General features: G+C 41.1%; 11 protein-coding genes and 1 pseudogene. 9 read left to right on the top strand and 3 right to left on the bottom strand.

Annotation, left to right across the window (positions count from 1 at the left end):
- Positions 1-26 precede the first annotated feature (26 nt).
- From ACFX4X_RS18365 to ACFX4X_RS18355, 3 genes are all read left to right on the top strand, one after another.
- Positions 27-554: an HD domain-containing protein gene (locus tag ACFX4X_RS18365; protein ID WP_061462037.1), complete on the top strand. Its 528-nt coding sequence runs from the start codon at positions 27-29 to the stop codon at positions 552-554.
- Between the two features lie 756 nt (positions 555-1,310).
- Positions 1,311-2,576, top strand: coding sequence for a M48 family metallopeptidase (locus ACFX4X_RS18360; RefSeq protein WP_377385197.1), 1,266 nt, complete (start codon positions 1,311-1,313; stop codon positions 2,574-2,576).
- A gap of 152 nt (positions 2,577-2,728) precedes the next feature.
- Positions 2,729-3,538 (top strand): YitT family protein, encoded by an 810-nt coding sequence (locus ACFX4X_RS18355; RefSeq protein WP_061462040.1) that lies wholly within the window; start codon positions 2,729-2,731, stop codon positions 3,536-3,538.
- A 71-nt stretch (positions 3,539-3,609) separates the two neighbouring features.
- On the opposite strand, the gene ACFX4X_RS18350 is transcribed toward ACFX4X_RS18355, so the two are convergent.
- On the bottom strand, positions 3,610-3,846 hold the full coding sequence (locus ACFX4X_RS18350) for an IDEAL domain-containing protein (protein ID WP_061462041.1): 237 nt from the start codon (positions 3,844-3,846) through the stop codon (positions 3,610-3,612).
- Positions 3,847-4,181: 335 nt separating this feature from the next.
- Between ACFX4X_RS18350 and ACFX4X_RS18345 the strand changes: the two genes are divergently transcribed.
- Positions 4,182-4,748, top strand: coding sequence for a competence protein ComK (locus ACFX4X_RS18345; protein WP_061462042.1), 567 nt, complete (start codon positions 4,182-4,184; stop codon positions 4,746-4,748).
- Between the two features lie 899 nt (positions 4,749-5,647).
- On the opposite strand, the gene ACFX4X_RS18340 is transcribed toward ACFX4X_RS18345, so the two are convergent.
- Positions 5,648-6,022, bottom strand: a complete 375-nt coding sequence (locus tag ACFX4X_RS18340) for a YhjD family protein (RefSeq protein ID WP_061462043.1) — start codon at positions 6,020-6,022, stop codon at positions 5,648-5,650.
- Positions 6,023-6,314: 292 nt separating this feature from the next.
- Between ACFX4X_RS18340 and ACFX4X_RS18335 the strand changes: the two genes are divergently transcribed.
- The 4 genes from ACFX4X_RS18335 (at position 6,315) to addA (ending at position 14,941) form a co-directional block, all read left to right on the top strand.
- Entirely contained in the window at positions 6,315-6,929 is a 615-nt protein-coding gene (locus ACFX4X_RS18335; RefSeq protein WP_289320835.1) for a TVP38/TMEM64 family protein, read from the top strand.
- A 33-nt stretch (positions 6,930-6,962) separates the two neighbouring features.
- Entirely contained in the window at positions 6,963-7,526 is a 564-nt protein-coding gene (gene lepB / locus ACFX4X_RS18330; RefSeq protein WP_284471490.1) for a signal peptidase I, read from the top strand.
- Between the two features lie 190 nt (positions 7,527-7,716).
- Positions 7,717-11,214: a helicase-exonuclease AddAB subunit AddB gene (gene addB / locus ACFX4X_RS18325; RefSeq protein ID WP_377385194.1), complete on the top strand. Its 3,498-nt coding sequence runs from the start codon at positions 7,717-7,719 to the stop codon at positions 11,212-11,214.
- Positions 11,207-14,941 (top strand): helicase-exonuclease AddAB subunit AddA, encoded by a 3,735-nt coding sequence (gene addA, locus ACFX4X_RS18320; RefSeq protein WP_377385192.1) that lies wholly within the window; start codon positions 11,207-11,209, stop codon positions 14,939-14,941. The genes addB and addA overlap by 8 nt, the downstream gene beginning before the upstream one ends.
- Positions 14,942-15,084: 143 nt before the next feature.
- On the opposite strand, the pseudogene ACFX4X_RS18315 reads toward addA, so the two are convergent.
- Positions 15,085-15,963: pseudogene (locus ACFX4X_RS18315) on the bottom strand (transposase); the annotation flags it as partial.
- A 334-nt stretch (positions 15,964-16,297) separates the two neighbouring features.
- Here ACFX4X_RS18315 and trpB point away from each other — a divergent pair.
- Positions 16,298-17,461, top strand: a complete 1,164-nt coding sequence (gene trpB / locus ACFX4X_RS18310; protein WP_377385190.1) for a tryptophan synthase subunit beta — start codon at positions 16,298-16,300, stop codon at positions 17,459-17,461.
- The last annotated feature ends 114 nt before the right edge of the window (positions 17,462-17,575 follow it).

The raw sequence follows: 17,575 nt of genomic DNA, 5'->3' as shown, positions 1-17,575 counted from the left end.
TCCACATAATTGTAAGGAGGGTTTAGATGAGAGATGTAAAGCTTTTAGATGTTTTTACACATCCCATTGCTCAAAAATACTTGAACCGTTCAGGTCTGGCACATGCGATTGCGGTAGCCTATCATTCGTTTCACCTAGCAAACGAATATAAGATAGACCCTGATATTGCGGCTAAAGCAGGACTTCTGCATGATATGGGCCATTTCACCTGGTATCGCAATGGTAAGTGGGATTATGATCTGTACAAACAAAATGATATCCATCCTATTAAAGGCGCAGAACGAGCACATAAACTGTTAATCCGTTTGGGAGAGAACCCGATAAAGGCAAAGACCATTTCCCTCGCCATTTTATTTCACACCGATTCGTTTTTACCTTCAAATGATATTATTCGAACACCGCTTCAGCAGGTCGTCAAATGGGCCGACGAAAAAGATGAAGAAGAAGGTGGAAAACACCATTACCGTAAGATTGATTTTCTCCGGGCAAAGGAAAGCATCATGAGACTTGATACACTCATTGATGAGGAACAAAAAAGAAGGCTATCATCCTGAAGGCAAACGGGTGATGGCCTTTTACAGTTTGAATTTTGATTTTATCTTTATTTCATTTAAACCTTTTCTATTGAAGAAGCTGCAGCAGATGGTGAAAAATCACCAATATCTTCGGGCAAGGAAATAGAAAAATTAGGGGTCTTTTTCCAAACGCGAGCATGAACTGCTTATTCTACTCACTGAATGCCAAACGAATTAGCAAATTTCAAAAAACTTTTTCTATCCATCGGCACGGTGCAGGGTATACAGAAAACTGAATCGCCCGAAGCTTATGGCACTTTTGTATAGTTTTAAAAATAGCATCATGAAGGGATGACCACTAAAGCCCTCCGCTCCGTTAATCGGCTTGTTTCAAAATGGCCTTTTACCCTTATTCTTTATCGATTAATATTCACCGCAAGGACTTTGATGAGACGATTTTCATCTTAAAGCAAATATGGGTGGCGGCAGTATGGACAAATTAGGCGGTGCCTTAATCTCGAAAAAGAAAATCGAACGGGTCTGCGATCCTTTTTATATCTTCACCTATACCTTGTAATGCCTCCCATCCTCCGCTTTATTTATCTTAAATGTCTCTGGTACAAGCTTTATGTTCCGCCTCCTTGTATTTCCAGACTATTTCATCGTGACGTGCATTTAATGATCAAGATTGTTTGAACATTTATGGAATAAATAATTATAGAAGGAAAATGGGGTTCTAACCTGTCCATTTTGGATTAAACTAATAAGAGGGAGATTCGTTTAAGGAGGGGCATCATGGTTAGAAAATGGGCAGGAAGAGCGATTCTATTATTTATCTTTTATGCAGCAGTGATGTATTGGTATATTTTTTACGGGGCGGATACTTCCATTCCCGAAGCATTGCGTGGTACTGCAGCAGACCCTGCAACATTTTTGAATGCTAGGGAACTAAAGCTTAGCGAAGAATATTCAGGCCTGCGAAATTTTATTTTTTTCGTTTCTACGCCATATGAATGGCTGCTGTATTTCTTCATTTTATTATTTGGCTTTTCAAAAGTTTTTGAAAGGTCATCTTTGGCGGTTTCGAAACGGAAAGTGATCCAAACGGGCATCTACTTATTCTGGCTTTCTGTGATTTCTTACCTGGCACTATTTCCAATCCGCTTCATTGGTTATCGGATAAGTAAAAGTTACCATATCAGTACACAAAGTTTCACCTCGTGGATGAAGGATGGAGTCATCGAATTCTGGGTGAATTTTGGAATGATGTTCATCATCGTTTCCGTCTTATATTGGTTAATGAAGAAAAGTGTGAAGAGGTGGTGGCTTTATGCTTGGATGTTGTCCATTCCATTTACCTTGTTCTTGATGTTTGTTCAGCCTGTATTGATTGATCCGCTGTATAATGAATTCTATCCGCTCAAAAATAAAGAGCTGGAAACGGAAATATTGGCACTTGCCTCACAGGCTGAAATTCCGGCTGAACACGTATTTGAAGTAAATATGGCGGAAAAGACAAATGCCTTGAACGCATACGTGAACGGTATAGGTTCCAACTCTAGGATAGTCCTTTGGGATACGACCCTGAACAAGCTAAAGGAAGATGAAATCCTTTTCATCATGGCACATGAAATGGCCCATTATGTCGAAAAGCATATTTATATAGGGATTGCAGGTTATATAGGAATGACTTTAATCGGTCTATGGCTGACATCGAAAATCATGAATTATATCATAAGGCGCTGGGGCCACCTGTTAAAGGTACGTACGGTTGATAACATTTCTTCTCTTCCATTATTTCTTTTAATAACGTCTGTTCTGCTGTTTGCTGCCAGTCCGCTGTCCAATTATGTTTCCAGATATCAAGAAACGAGGGCTGACCGTTATGCCATTGAAATGACCGGGGATAAAGAATCAGCAATCACTACCTTCCAGGAACTCACGAGGTCGGGTTTGAGCCAGGTCAATCCGCCATTCCTGGTAAAGTGGCTGCGGTATTCCCATCCAACCATGCTCGAGCGGATTTCCACGGTTGAAAATGCAGATACAAAGGGTGATTGAAAGCCAGCTGAAAATCAGCTGGCTTTTTTTCTTCCTAATACCAGGAAAGTGGAAGTTTAAATGTCGTTTTCAGAAAAAACTATTATTTTTAAAAATCTTAGGTTCTCTAATATAATAAATTAAATTCCCAGTTCGTTTTAAGGAGATCAGATATGTATAATGTACTTTGCATCACTATAGGCTCAGTGCTTGTTGCAGTAGCCTACAACTTATTTTTGATACCTCATTTAATTTTAAGCAGCGGACTTAGTGGACTTGCGATTATGTTCGGAATCATTACTCCAGTCAACACAGGGATATTGAATTTTCTATTGAACCTGCCATTGTTAATTCTTGGATACCTGAAATTAGGAAGACGCTTTATCACCTATACGATATTTTCAGTTGTCGTGATATCAGTCAGTTTATATCTCATTCCGGTACATGGAATATCCACTGAACCGATTTTGTCTTCTTTATTTGGCGGAATCATATCGGGATTCGGTATAGGCATCATCTTTCGCGCTTCAGGATCTTCCGGCGGTTTTGATATCATTGCCATGCTTTTGGCTAAGAAGAGCGACTTTCCACTTGGTACATTGCTTTCGGTGATGAATGCAGTAGTGGTGGTTATCTCAGGCTTCATCTTTGGTTGGGATGCCGCATTATATACGCTGATTTCCATATATGCAGCAGGAAAGGTGATTGATACGATTCATTCCAATCACATTAAATTAACATTAATGATCGTTACGAAAAAGAGTGACGAAATGAAAACGAAGCTCCTGACCAACCTATATCGAGGAATTACAGTCATGGATGGTGAAGGTGCATACTCTGGAGAAAAGAGTAAAGTAATGATGACAGTCATTACCCGTTATCAATTAACCGATGTAAAAGCGATGATAAAAGAAGTGGATCCCAATGCTTTTGTCAATATAACGGAAACAGCCGAGGTCATGGGGATGTTTCATAAAGAGTGATAATAAAAAGAAAAGCCTCCCACTTTATGGGAGGCTGTTTTGATTATCAGGCTGTTTTTTAGTCATTCATTTTAATTTCCAAACTGTTTCAGTAAAACGTTCATTTCAGAACTTAGTTTTAGGAATAAAGGTTTGTTTTTCATATCCAGGGCTTCATCAATCTGTTTCGCAAGGATATTCTTTTTGGTAGTAAGGACGGATTCCAGAATAATCATATCAATTAACATTTCCTGAACCACAGCATCGTTTTTCATTTCGCTCATTGATAAGGACTTCACTGACTCTGAATAAGATTTTTCATTTTTCAAAGTTACCACCCCTGACCCTTTTTATTAGTATATGGATTTGAATGGATAAAATCAACTGAAAATTCAAAAAAATTTAAACTTAATAGAGAATGTGTCGTTTAGATGACGAAATGACCACTTTTTAAAAGAATTTTTAATTTTTTGTGAACTTGCTTTTTATCTTTACAGGTTGTGCTATTATAGTGAGGAATTTAGCATATATTTACTATCTCCCTTCACCTTTTTGTACAATGGGGAATGGAAGGGTACAAGCGATTAAGAGTATAAGGTTTGGTAAAGTAAAATGGTGTTTATAGTTTTACTTTTTAATGCAATGAGGAAGAGGTGGATTGAAAATGAAGGAAAACAGTCAGGGAATCATCGAGGAATATGAAATCACGCCCTATACACTAATGGTTTCACCAATTAATTATGGAAGTAAAATATATGCCCGTATCGTTGAAATGGAGGACGAGTTCATCTCCCCGTTTAAACCTTTGGAAATAGTAAAGAAAAGCTGTGAGTTTTTCGGATCAAGTTATGAAGGACGCAAACAAGGCACGAAACAGCTCATAAACATCACACATAAAGCACCGATTGCAATTGATCCGACCAGTTCGATCTTCTTCTTTCCAACTACATCTCCGTTGCGTCCTCAATGCATCTGGTTATCACATGAGCATGTGGTATCCTATGATCGCCTGGATTCCAAACATACAACCATCACATTCAGGAATAGACAAACCATCGATATAGAAGTATCATGCAGTTCTTTTGAAAACCAGCTGCACCGGACATCTTTTTTAAAAACGAAACTGATCCAGAGGATTGAGGAAACAAAGAGGAAATCGTTCTATCTGTTCTCCGAGGCAAATGGAGTCAAGGCTTCAGAGGTAATGTCAAAGTATATACCAAGCAATTGAAGGAAGGCGGATCCAGGCTGTGAAAATCGTAACAGTGCTGACTGGAATGTAAAGGATGCAAACGGCATTTAGTCAAAATTAAAGCAAGCCCTTCTCATAAGAGAAGGGCTCTATTATTAATCTTCAAATAACACTTCCATAAATCGTCGATTTCTTTTTAAATTTTTTCAGTCCTTTCTTTAGTAAATGTGATGTTTCCCTCCTACCATGTTCCCTCTTCAAATAATATTATTACCGTTAGTACTTTTATAAAAATAATTAATTCCAGCCCACAATATAGATTACTCCTAAGTTTTCTAAATTGAGGGAGGGTTATTTTAACATCCAATGATTTTACGATTAAACAAAGGAGTATAAGTTTGTGAGTTATTCACTTCACAATATAATAGATAACCTCTATGTTTCACAAAGGTCTTTTTATACATAATGATAGAGATTATATTGATTTGCCGTTTTATTCATCTGCCGTGACCAAAGTAAGGTAAAGGATAACGTTTTCATTTGTCTCTAATATAGACTTATAACAATCTTTTGCAAAAACGTTTTGCTGACTCTAAAATGATAGTGTTGGGGAATAGTTTTATTAAATGTACAGAATAAGATGTGAGTAAAATACCGATTAAATATGAGCATACGAGCCCGGCCTATTATTCGTTAAGACTGTGTCCTCGAAAATGTTTGTCATAATCAGTAAGCAGCTAAATGTGCAAACGGTTTATGACAATAGTTGAGGGTAGTGAGCCTTATCGATCTTGGTCATGATAAATTGACTCACTCATCTATAAGAAGCAGGAAAGAAGAGATGCGTTTTTTAATGGTCATACTTTCCCTACACCCCAATGCATCTATATCATTAACAGATAATCATACATGGAGGATGGCAGCATAGGGATAAGCCGCTAAATATCCCTAGCATGGTGACTTTTTTCGAAAAAGTAATAACATAACAAGTCTTCCGTTTTATTCCGAAGGCGGGGATTGAAATAATTATGATGTTCTTCATATCCTTTATATAAAAAACAGTACATCGTGAAGGATTCATCACGTTTGATTTCACTTACTTTAATATTCTCCTTGCGCAAATAGCGCCGTACCTCGGCAAGATCGTCCTGAACGACTTTTAATATATGCTCGACTAGTTCCGAATAGGGCCTTTTTAATTTAAACGGACTAATTTCGATGACCTTGAGATCCCGGTTTAAGACTGTAATAACCATAGGGAGGTAGATGGCTTTTTCAATCATATTTCGGTCATCTTCTGGAATGCGGGTCATCATGACCGCTCCTTTCTAAAAAAGCACGTTTTTAATATTAATATGTATATCTTGTGAAAAATAGAACGTTTGTTCCCGCTTGTTTATCCTAATGTATTTTCAGTTTATATGCAAGAAGTTTTGAGAAATGATGAAATTTTTGTTAACAAGATTATGTTTTCCTGAGATAGGGAAAGTATGAAGATATATGGATAATAATTCTTGCAATTTCAGGGGAAAGTGATATATCTAAAGTAAACGGTTTTTAATAAGTTTATGCTGCTTTGATAGTAGCATGTCGAGGGAGATAATTATGGATTTGGATACTATACGTGAGTGGTTTACACTTGATAATATATCGGCGCTCATTCAGCAATATCGCTCATTCGGTCCAATTCCCGGAATCTTACTGCCGATGTTGGAAGCTTTTTTGCCCTTTTTACCCTTAGTGGTGTTCGTGCTTGCAAATGCAACGGCTTTTGGTCTCTGGTGGGGATTTTTATTTTCTTGGATTGGTGCAGTAGCGGGGTCTTTTTTGATCTTTTTAGTTATTAGAAGATATGGTCAAATGAGGTTTTTTCGATTTTTGCAAAAACATAAGCAGGTGCAGAGGTTGATGGTTTGGGTGGAAAGCCATGGATTCGGTCCTTTGTTCATACTGCTCTGCTTCCCTTTTACACCGTCGGCCATCGTGAATATCGTGGCAGGACTTTCAAAGGTAAGTCCCTTGCAATATGGACTTGCAGTCGTTGGAGGGAAAGCGGTGATGATTTTTACGATCAGCTTCGTAGGTTACGATTTGGTATCCTTAATACATAAGCCTGTACGTACGATCATTATTGGGATTGTCATCTTTATCCTATGGTATGTGGGAAAAAGACTGGAAGTCCGATTAAATAAAAGCATGAAGAGAGAAGAAGGACAATAAATTAGTATATAAATGTAGTAGGGGTTGAACCAGATGGAAAAAACAAACAAGAATTCTTTGTCCGATTGGATAAAAGCAGCCATGATAGCTTTTGTTATTTACATCTTAATCCGTACATTTTTCTTTTCAAGCTATGATGTTGAAGGGGATTCGATGCAGCCGACTCTTGAAGACGGTAATAAACTTGTCGTGAATAAAATCCATTATCAGATTCAAGATATCAACCGTTTTGACATTATAGTTTTTCATGCGAATGCACAGGAAGATTATGTTAAGCGAGTTATAGGGATTGCAGGTGACCGCATTCGTTATAAAGATGATTGGCTTTACGTAAATGGTGAGAAAGTGGATGAGCCTTATCTTGAGAAATACAAGGAAGGTTTCCCGGGACAGGATTTTACGGGCGATTTTACATTAAAGGAATTGACGGGCATGACAACAGTCCCGGAGGGCAAGCTTTTTGTCATGGGTGACAATCGCCTTGAAAGTGCGGACAGCCGTCACTTTGGTTACATACCAGTTGAAAATGTTGTCGGTAAAGTCGATGTTCGATATTGGCCGATCAAAGAGTTCAATTATAAATTTACAGGTGAATGATTGAGGAAGCCCGAAAATTATCAGGGCTTTTTCTTTTGGAGGAAACGCGAACGTACGGTTGGTGTTTTTTAAAGGGAAACGGTAAAATAATAGAATGTAAATCTAATTGGAAACAGAAACCTAGTCAAAAAGACGAAAGTATTTCTGGTATGATGGATCTAGATATTATGTTGTATAAGGGGGAAAAGAGATGTCACTCCGTTTTTTACTGGGAAGATCGGGTGCAGGGAAAACTTCGAATATATTGGGCGAAATTCGCACCAAATTGGCAGAAAATCCCGAAGGCAATCCAATTATCTACCTCGTTCCTGATCAGATGACGTTTCTATCTGAATATAAATTAATTAAAACACCAGGCCTTGCCGGAATGATCCGTACACAGGTTTTCAGTTTTAGCAGGCTTGCTTGGCGCGTTCTTCAGGAAACTGGGGGAATGAGCCGGCTCCATTTGGACAGCGTTGGCGTTAATATGTTGATAAGGAAAATCATGGAGGATAAAAAAGAAGAGTTAAAGATGTTTCGTCGATCTGCTGATAAGCAGGGGTTCATTGCACAGATGGAGCTTATGCTGGCTGAGTTCAAGCAGTATTGCATCAAACCGGATGACATTCAAAACTATTTGACCGAAACATCACCCTCCGGCAGCGGCATTCAGGATAAACTTCATGACCTTGAATTGGTCTATCAGGCGTTTGAGGATGAAATGGTTGGCAAATATTTAGATTCCGAAGACTATTTCACTTTGCTTATCGAGAAAATGTCTGAGTCTTCATATATAAGGAATGCGGATATCTATATCGATGGTTTTTATAGCTTGACGCCACAGGAATTGTTGATTGTGGAAGAAATGATGAAGCTGTGCAGGAGTGTAACGGTCTCGCTGACGTTAGATCAGCCCTACAGACAATATGCTCCGGATGATTTGCAATTATTCAGGCAAACGGGAAATCTTTATCATAACCTTTATCAGGCTGGATTGAGGAACGGTATACCCATTTCAGAAGACCGAATCTTAAAAGGGACGGAAAGGTTTGGAAAGAGTCCGGGCCTGAATCATCTGGAAACTTACTTTGCCATTCGTCCTGCACGGACGTTTGGGCAGTCACCTGATGTAACGATTGCCCAGGCAGTTAACCGCAGAGCTGAGATTGAAGGAGTTGCCCGGGACATCTTGACGCTTGTCAGAAAGAAACAGCACCGTTTCCGTGATATTGCGATTTTAGTCCGAAATGGAGAGGCATACACAGATATTTTACAAACCGTTTTTCGGGATTATCAAATCCCCTTGTTCGTCGATTCCAAACGGACCATGCTGAATCATCCTCTGATTGAACTGATTCGTTCGACTTTGGAGATCATCAATGGATATTGGCGTTATGAGCCGGTATTTCGTGCAATCAAGACGGAGCTTCTATTTCCGCTGCAAAAAAATCACGATAGAATGCGCGAACAGGTTGATAAGCTGGAAAACTATGTGCTGGCCCGTGGAATTAAAGGAAGCAGGTGGACGTCCAAAGAGCGTTGGACCTACCGGCGTTTCCGCGGACTGGAACTAGAGGACCGAAACCAGACGGATAAGGAAATGAAGCTTGAGCAAGAGCTGAATGAGATGAAGCAATTATTTACCGAGCCCATCTTGAAGCTATCAAAACGTGTTAAAAAGGCAGCTAATGGCAGGGAATTGTGTGAGGCCCTTTATCTATATCTTGAGGAATTGCATGTACCGGAAAAATTGGAAAAACTGAAACAGGAGGCAGAAGAAGCGGGTGATTTGGTATCAGCTAGAGAGCATGAGCAAACGTGGAATGCGGTTGTCGACTTACTAGACCAATTCGTTGAACTGCTGAGCGGGGAAGAGCTTTCCATGAAACAGTTTGCGGTAGTCATTGAAGCTGGTCTGGAGTCACTTGAATATTCTTTGGTACCGCCGGCAATTGACCAAGTCCTAGTAGCTAATCTCGATTTATCCCGCCTGGATGATGTGAGGACAGCTTTTGTCATCGGCTTGAATGAAGGGGTTTTGCCAGGAAAGGCTTTATCTGACGGAATATTTTCAGATAGTGATCGTGAGGTGCTGCTGGCTGGTGGACTTGATGTTGCTCCAAATTCAAAGGTGCGCCTCCTTGATGAGGAGTTTACTGCGTATAAAGCTTTTACTACACCTGCTGAGGCCCTTTATTTATCATATCCGCTTGCCGATGAGGAAGGAAAGGCACTTTTACCCTCATCCTATTTGAAAAGGGTAAGGGACGTATTGCTTAACGTTTCCGATGTGTATTATATGAACGATCCATCCGATCTGACTGCTGAGGAACAGGTGAAATATGCGGCGAATTATGATGTGGCACTATCGTACCTCGCTGCCCAATTGCAGCTGAAAAAAAGGAACTATCCAATCCATTCACTTTGGTGGGATGTATATAATTCCATTTTGGAGGATGAAAAGGCCGGTCCTTCAGCAACCAAGGTTTTATCGAGCCTTTTTTATCAAAATGGAACAAAGAAATTATCAGAGGAAACAAGCAAGCAATTATATGGTGAGAGCATTCTTACGAGTGTATCCCGGATGGAAATGTTCAATAGCTGCCCGTTTTCCCATTATGCCGCTCATGGCTTGAAATTGAGGGAAAGGCAAATTTTCCGTTTGGATGCACCGGATATTGGTGAGATGTTCCACGGAGCGTTGAAAATAATTTCGGATTACTTAAAGGAACATGATATTCCTTGGTCTGCTTTGACGAAGGAACAATGTTTGGAGTTGGCTAGAATTGCTGTGGAGAAACTTGCTCCTAAACTTCAAAATCAGATTTTGTTAAGTACGAACCGCCATCACTATTTACGCAGGAAACTGGAACACGTGATTGGACGAGCCTCAATCGTATTAAGTGAACATGCAAAGATGAGCGGTTTTGCTCCAATTGGATTAGAACTCGGATTCGGAAAAAATGGAGAGCTGCCGCCACTTTCTTTCACATTGAAAAACGGTACGAAGATGGAATTGATCGGGCGGATTGACCGTGTGGATAAAGCGGAAGAAGGTGAGGGTGTCTATTTGCGTGTGCTCGATTATAAGTCGAGTGAAAAGGAACTGAACATGAGTGAAGTATATTATGGACTTGCGCTGCAAATGTTGACATACCTTGATATCGTCGTCACCCATTCGAAGTCGCTAATTGGAAAGGAAGCTATTCCAGCCGGCGTTTTGTATTTTCATGTGCATAATCCTGTTGTCAAATCAAAGGGAATGCTCAGTTTGGATAAAATTGAAGAAGAAATTTATAAAAGTTTTAAAATGAATGGACTTGTACTGGATCATTCAAATGTCATTCAGATGATGGATACTTCGCTTGATATTGAAAATTCAGGTAAGTCGGATATTATTCCAGCTGGATTTAAAAAGGATGGTTCGCTCCTGGCGGCTTCCAAAGTAGCCAGCAGGGAAGAGTTTTCGCTTCTGAATCATCATGTGCGCCGCGTTTATCAGGAGGCTGGTGATCGAATGGTCGATGGTGATGTGGATATAACGCCATATAAATTAAAGGAAAAAACGCCGTGCACCTTCTGTTCCTTTAAATCGGTATGCCAATTCGACCAGTCACTCGAGGAGAATCAATTTAGGAATTTAGCACAGAAGAAACAAAATGATGTTCTTGAGCTATTAAGAGGGGAGGGGGAGAGCGATGAGTAAAACGAAAATCCCTGCTCTGCCAGGAGACGTGACCTGGACGGAAGATCAGTGGAAGGCGATATGGGCTAAAGATCAGGACATACTGGTTGCGGCGGCTGCAGGTTCAGGGAAAACTGCGGTCCTGGTCAATCGGATCATCCAAAAAGTCATTTCAGAAGAAGATCCAATCGATGTTGATGAACTGCTCGTCGTTACATTCACCAATGCTTCGGCTGCCGAGATGCGCCATAGGGTAAGCGAGGCATTAGAAAAAGCGATCAATGAAAATCCGCATTCACAGCATTTGCGGAAGCAGTTGAGCTTGATTAATCGCGCTTCAATTTCCACACTTCATTCCTTTTGTTTAGAGGTGATCCGGAAGTATTATTACCTGACGGAAATCGACCCAGGCTTCCGGATTGCAGACTCTACAGAGATCCAGCTACTCCGTGATGAAGTGATGGAAGAACTTTTCGAGGAACAGTATGGCCAAAATGATAATGATGAGTTCTTTAATTTGGTTGATGCTTTTACGAGCGATCGAAATGATGATGCACTTCAGAATATAGTTCGATCGCTGTATGATTTTTCGCAATCAAATCCTGATCCGGACAGATGGCTCAATGGTGCAGCAAGCATGTATGAGTTGGCTGATGATGATGGGATTGATGACCTTTCGTTTATCGATTCATTGAAATTCGATATTGGTTTACAACTGGACACTGCCAGGGATTTATTGGAACGGTCGCTTGCGTTGACAAAAGTCCCTGGGGGGCCGGCACCAAGGGCTGAGAACTATTTAGCCGATTTGACCCTGGTTGCTAAACTTTCGGAAGTGAAAGACCAATCCTGGAATTCTCTTTATGAAGAAATCCAAAACGTGAAATTTGGAACGGCAAAACGGCTTACTGGTGAAGATTTTATCAAGGAAGTATCGGATGAGGCTACCAAGTATCGCGATAAGGCGAAGAAGATCATCAAATCGTTACAGGAAGAGTTATTTTCCCGAAAACCGGAAAGCTATCTGCGCGATATAAGGGAGCTCAAGGGTTATGTCGATACACTTGTAATGCTTGTTAAACAGTTTGACGATCGATTCTTTGCTGCAAAAGCAGAAAAGAACTTAGTGGACTTTGCTGATTTGGAACATTATTGTCTTCGGATTTTGACAGGGGAGATTGTGGATGGCGAACGAAAACCTTCAGCGGCAGCTTTCGAATACAGGAATCAGTTCAAGGAGGTTCTCGTAGATGAGTATCAGGATACGAACCTTGTTCAGGAATCCATTTTAAAACTGGTGACGGCTGACGGCGAATATAATGGGAATCTGTTTATGGTAGGCGATGTCAAGCAGTCCATTTACCGCTTTAGGCTTGCGGAACCGAATCTCTTCCTTGGAAAATACACACGTTTTACCCATGATGGTGTTGAGTCCGGACTTAAAATAGATTTAAACCGCAATTTCAGGAGCCGAAAGGAAGTTCTCGATGGGACGAACTTCTTGTTTCAACAGTTGATGGGCATTACAGTCGGTGAGATTGATTATGATGAAGATGCCCAATTGAAGAAAGGTGCCCCATATCCCGAAGACGATCCAAACCCAATTGAACTCCATTTAATTGATGGAACAGCCGATTCGGGAGCCCTTTCGGACATGGAAGGATCGGATGGCGGGTTTGAGGCTGAGGAACTTGAAAAAGCGCAGCTTGAAGCAAGGCAAATGGCTAAGCTCATTAAAAAGGCTATAGGCGAAAAGCATCGGATATATGATACGAAAACCAAAAAGTACAGATCTGCCACATATCGTGACATGGTCATTCTTCTTCGCTCGATGCCGTGGGCACCGCAAATCATGGAGGAATTTAAAAAGCAGGGGATTCCAGTCTATGCCAATTTGTCGACAGGGTATTTTGAAGCGACCGAAGTGGCCATCATGATTTCCTTATTGAAGGTGATTGATAATCCGCAGCAGGATATCCCATTGGCTTCCGTTCTCCGTTCACCTATAGTCGGGCTGGATGAAGAAGAAATGTCACAGGTGCGTTTATTCCATACAGGGAGCTATTACGAAGCATTAGCTGATTTTTACAGAAAGAGTGACCCGGAAGAACATCCCGGGCTATATGAAAAAGCCTCAACTTTTTATAAAAAGCTAGTAAAGTGGAGGAAGCTTGCCAGGCAGGAAGCATTATCAGATTTGATCTGGCTTCTATATCGCCAAACGCAGTTTTATGATTTTGCAGGAGGGATGCCAGGTGGTAAACAGCGCCAGGCCAATTTAAGAGCTTTGTATGACAGGGCAAGGCAATATGAAGCAAGTTCATTCCGCGGTCTGTTCCGTTTCTTGCGTTTCATAGAAAGGATGCAAGAACGTGGAGATGATCTAGGGGCAGCCCGGGCTTTAGGGGAACAGGAAGATGTAGTCCGCCTGATGACGATTCACTCGTCAAAGGGTCTTGAGTTCCCGATCGTGTTTCTTGCCGGTCTTTCCAAGCAATTCAATATGATGGATATACGCAAGCCGTATTTACTGGATAAGGATTATGGCTTTGCGGCTAAGTATGTGAATTCCGAATTACGGATAACTTATCCATCCCTCCCTCAATTGGCTTTTAAGAAAAAAAAGCAGCTTGAATTAATTGCCGAGGAGATGCGTGTCCTCTACGTGGCACTTACTAGAGCTAAAGAAAAGCTTTATTTAATTGCCAGCATCAATGATGCAGAAAAAACGCAGCAGAACTGGGAAAGTAATGCGGCACATGGAGATTGGCTTTTAAAGGACTATGTACGGGCAGGTGCAAAAAGCTATCTTGATTGGATTGGTCCATCCCTTGTCCGGCATCGGGATTCCCTTGGTGCTGCAGGCCTTGGCTTGGAAATGGAGTCGCATCCATCGAATTGGTCCATTTCCGTCATTCCGAGTGAAGAACTTGCTGTCCTGGATGAGGAAGAGGCGCTGGTACAGGAGCAAATACTCGATCATGTCCAAAAATCAGAGAAGGTCGCGATGGTTTCCGAATTTTATGATGATATCAAAAAACAGCTCGAATGGGAGTACCCCGAGCATGAGGCGACGGTGTATCGTTCCAAACAATCCGTTTCTGAACTAAAACGTCAATATGAATTGAAGGACGAGCAAAGCTCCACGGAGTTGTTACGTAAATTTAAACGTCCCATCACGAAGCGTCCGACTTTCATGCAAGAAAAGTCACTGACACCTGCTGAAAGGGGTACGATTACACATTTAGTCATGCAGCATATTGATCTATCTAAAGAGATTACCATTCAATCGATTCTGGAACTGATGGTAGACTTGATTCAACGAGAGTTGTTGACGGAGGAACAGAAAGAAGCTGTGGATCCGGAAACGATTGTCGATTTCTTTGACAGTGAAATCGGCCAAAGAATGCAGAGGGCCGGGAGCATTCGCCGTGAAGTGCCATTTACGATGTCGGTGCCTGCAAAAGAGGCTTACAGCGATTGGGCAACTGGCGAAGAGGAGATCCTTATCCAAGGTGTGATTGATTGTATCTTTGAGGATGAACAAGGTCTTGTGCTACTCGATTATAAAACGGATACAATCACTGGCCGTTTTGCTAGCGGGTATGAAGGGGCTAAAGAAATCCTTGCCGATCGATACCGGATGCAGCTTCAGCTATATACGAGGGCTGTTGAAGGGATATTGAATAAGAAAGTAACCAGCCGTTACCTGTTTTTCTTTGACGGATCGCATTTATTGGAATTATAAGAGAGACAGAGTGTCCCATTTATGTGGGACACTCTGTCTGTAGACAAAAGGGGTTCGGAATTAAAACATTCCGAACCCCCTTTTGAAATTCCCTTTGAATTTTGCTCAATATTAAGGAATTGGATCTCTACGAGCCTACTATGTTAGGCGATTTTTGGACATAGCCATGTCCAATTGGCCATCTTCTTTTTATTCATGGCAGCGAAAGTGAGCATCGCCTGCATCGACAATTTTTTAAGTCCCCTTAAAGTAGTCCAACGCATGCCATGGTTTTCTTTTGCATCTGCGAAAACACGCTCAATCGTTTCATTACGTTTCGCATAGATAGGTTTTACATCTTGATGATGACGCAGATGATCTGCTTCTTCCATATAATCTTGCCAAATATGACGTGTCACTACTTTTTGATGGTCTTTACTTTGGGTACACTTTGATAAAAATGGGTTTTGGTGATTTGTACTCACGATAGCCCTCTTTATTCGTTGTTGAGTACTTTAATAGCTCTCCCGAAGGGCAAAGGTAACAATCAAAATGTTCATCGTAAACATAGTTATATTTGCAGAAGAATCCTTCTTTTGTTCGAGGACGTGTATACGGTAAAGCCGGTGTTATTTTATTACCAAATAGATAGCTTGTAATCGCCGGTGTTTTATAAGCTGCATCTGCGGCAAAAGCTTTTGGTTTTCCAGCTTTTTCAATTACTTGTCCAACAAGTGGCTCTAAGATGTGACTATCATGTCCAGGTGTTACAATTGTCCCCAGTACAAAACCGTTGCGGTCGGTAGCCACAAATGAATAGGCAAACTGTTTTGTTCGTTCATCTTTGACATAGTAACCACTCTCACGGTCAGTTGTACTTTGTTTAATTTCTTTGGTTTCTTCCTTATTAAGTTTATCCGGTGGAAAAGGTTTTTTATTATGGTTTTCACGGTTTGATATATTTCTTCTTGAAGTCGTCCTTGATACGCACGTGTTTCCTTGCGAACGATTTTTTTTTTAAATTTCCGCTTATTCGCACTGGCGCATTTCAAATCGATCTCGCTGAATAAAATCATGTTTAGAAAGCATCCTCATCACCTTAAGTTTTAATACTCAAAGTTGATTGGAGCGGAAGGTACGAGACTCCTGCGGGAAAAGCGCGTCTAGGGGAGACCCACACAGGCGCAAGCCGAGGAGGCTCACTGACCGCCCGCGGAAAGCGAGTGCCTGGATTGGAAATCAACGTTCAAATTGTACAAGCAAAAAAAACTGTAGACAAACTCGATTTTCACCAAATAAACAGAATAGTTTGAAAAAATATAAAAAATTACTATATACTAGAGGAGAAAAATACCTTTTAAAGGAGTAGAGAAGAGTATGACGAGTGAGATCAAGAGCAGGGGATACTTTGGTGAGTTCGGTGGGAGCTTTGTACCGGGTGAACTACAGGAAGTTATGGATATTTTAGAAACGGAGTTCCTGAAATATAAGGATGACCCGGAATTCATTGAGGAGTTTCAATATTATCTGAAAGAATATGTCGGACGCGAAAACCCGTTGACCCTTGCACAGAATTTAACGAAAAAGATTGGCGGGGCAAAAATATATTTGAAGCGTGAAGATTTGAATCATACAGGTGCTCACAAAATTAATAATGCGATTGGACAGATCCTGCTCGCTAAACGGATGGGTGCTAATCGCATCATCGCAGAAACTGGCGCTGGACAGCATGGTGTAGCGACTGCAACAGCATGTGCGATGTTCGGCTTAGAGTGTGTAATCTATATGGGTAAGCTGGATACGGAGAGGCAGGCATTGAATGTCTTTCGGATGGAATTGTTGGGTGCAAAAGTTGTAGCGGTCGAAAAGGGACAGGGGCGATTAAAGGATGCCGTTGATGAGGCATTAAATGATTTGGTGCAAAACTATGAAAATACTTTTTACTTGCTTGGTTCAGCAGTGGGCCCGCATCCCTATCCAACGATCGTTAAGCATTTTCAAGCAATCATAAGTGAAGAATCAAAACGCCAGATCGTTAAAAAGGAAGGAAAGCTCCCAACTGCCATCATTGCTTGCGCAGGAGGGGGAAGCAATGCGATTGGTGCTTTTGCACATTATATCAAAGAAGAAAATGTCCGTTTAATTGGTGTAGAACCAATTGAAGCCCCTAGTATTTCGCAAGGTGTCCCGGCAGTATTGCACGGATTCAAAAGTTTGACGTTAGTGGATGAGCATGGGCAGCCAAAACCGACATTTTCCATAGCGGCCGGCTTGGATTACCCAAGTGTTGGACCCGAGCATAGTTTTTTGAAAGATAGCGGACGAGCGGAGTATGTGACGGTAAAAGGGGAAGAAGCTCTTGAGGCTTTTCAGGTGTTATCCAAAACAGAGGGGATCATCCCAGCTCTCGAAAGCTCGCATGCTCTAGCTTACGCCATGAAGTTAGCAAAAGAGTTAACAAGAGATGATATCCTGATCGTTAATTTATCAGGACGGGGTGATAAAGATGTGGAGCAAGTATTTAACATGTTAGAAAAATAGGCCAAATTTAAAAGCCTCCCGGATAGGGGAGACTTTTTCTTGTGTGCCAGGCATGGCAACTATCTAGGTGGTGAAAGTCCACTGTGGGGGTACACATCGACCAACCACTAAGGA

The organism is Peribacillus sp. YIM B13481 (genome assembly GCF_042787985.1).
GTDB classification, from domain to species: Bacteria; Bacillota; Bacilli; order Bacillales; family DSM-1321; genus Peribacillus; species Peribacillus simplex_A.
Note: the sequence above shows the minus strand (reverse complement) of the source record. Positions and strands in the feature narration are given on the sequence as shown.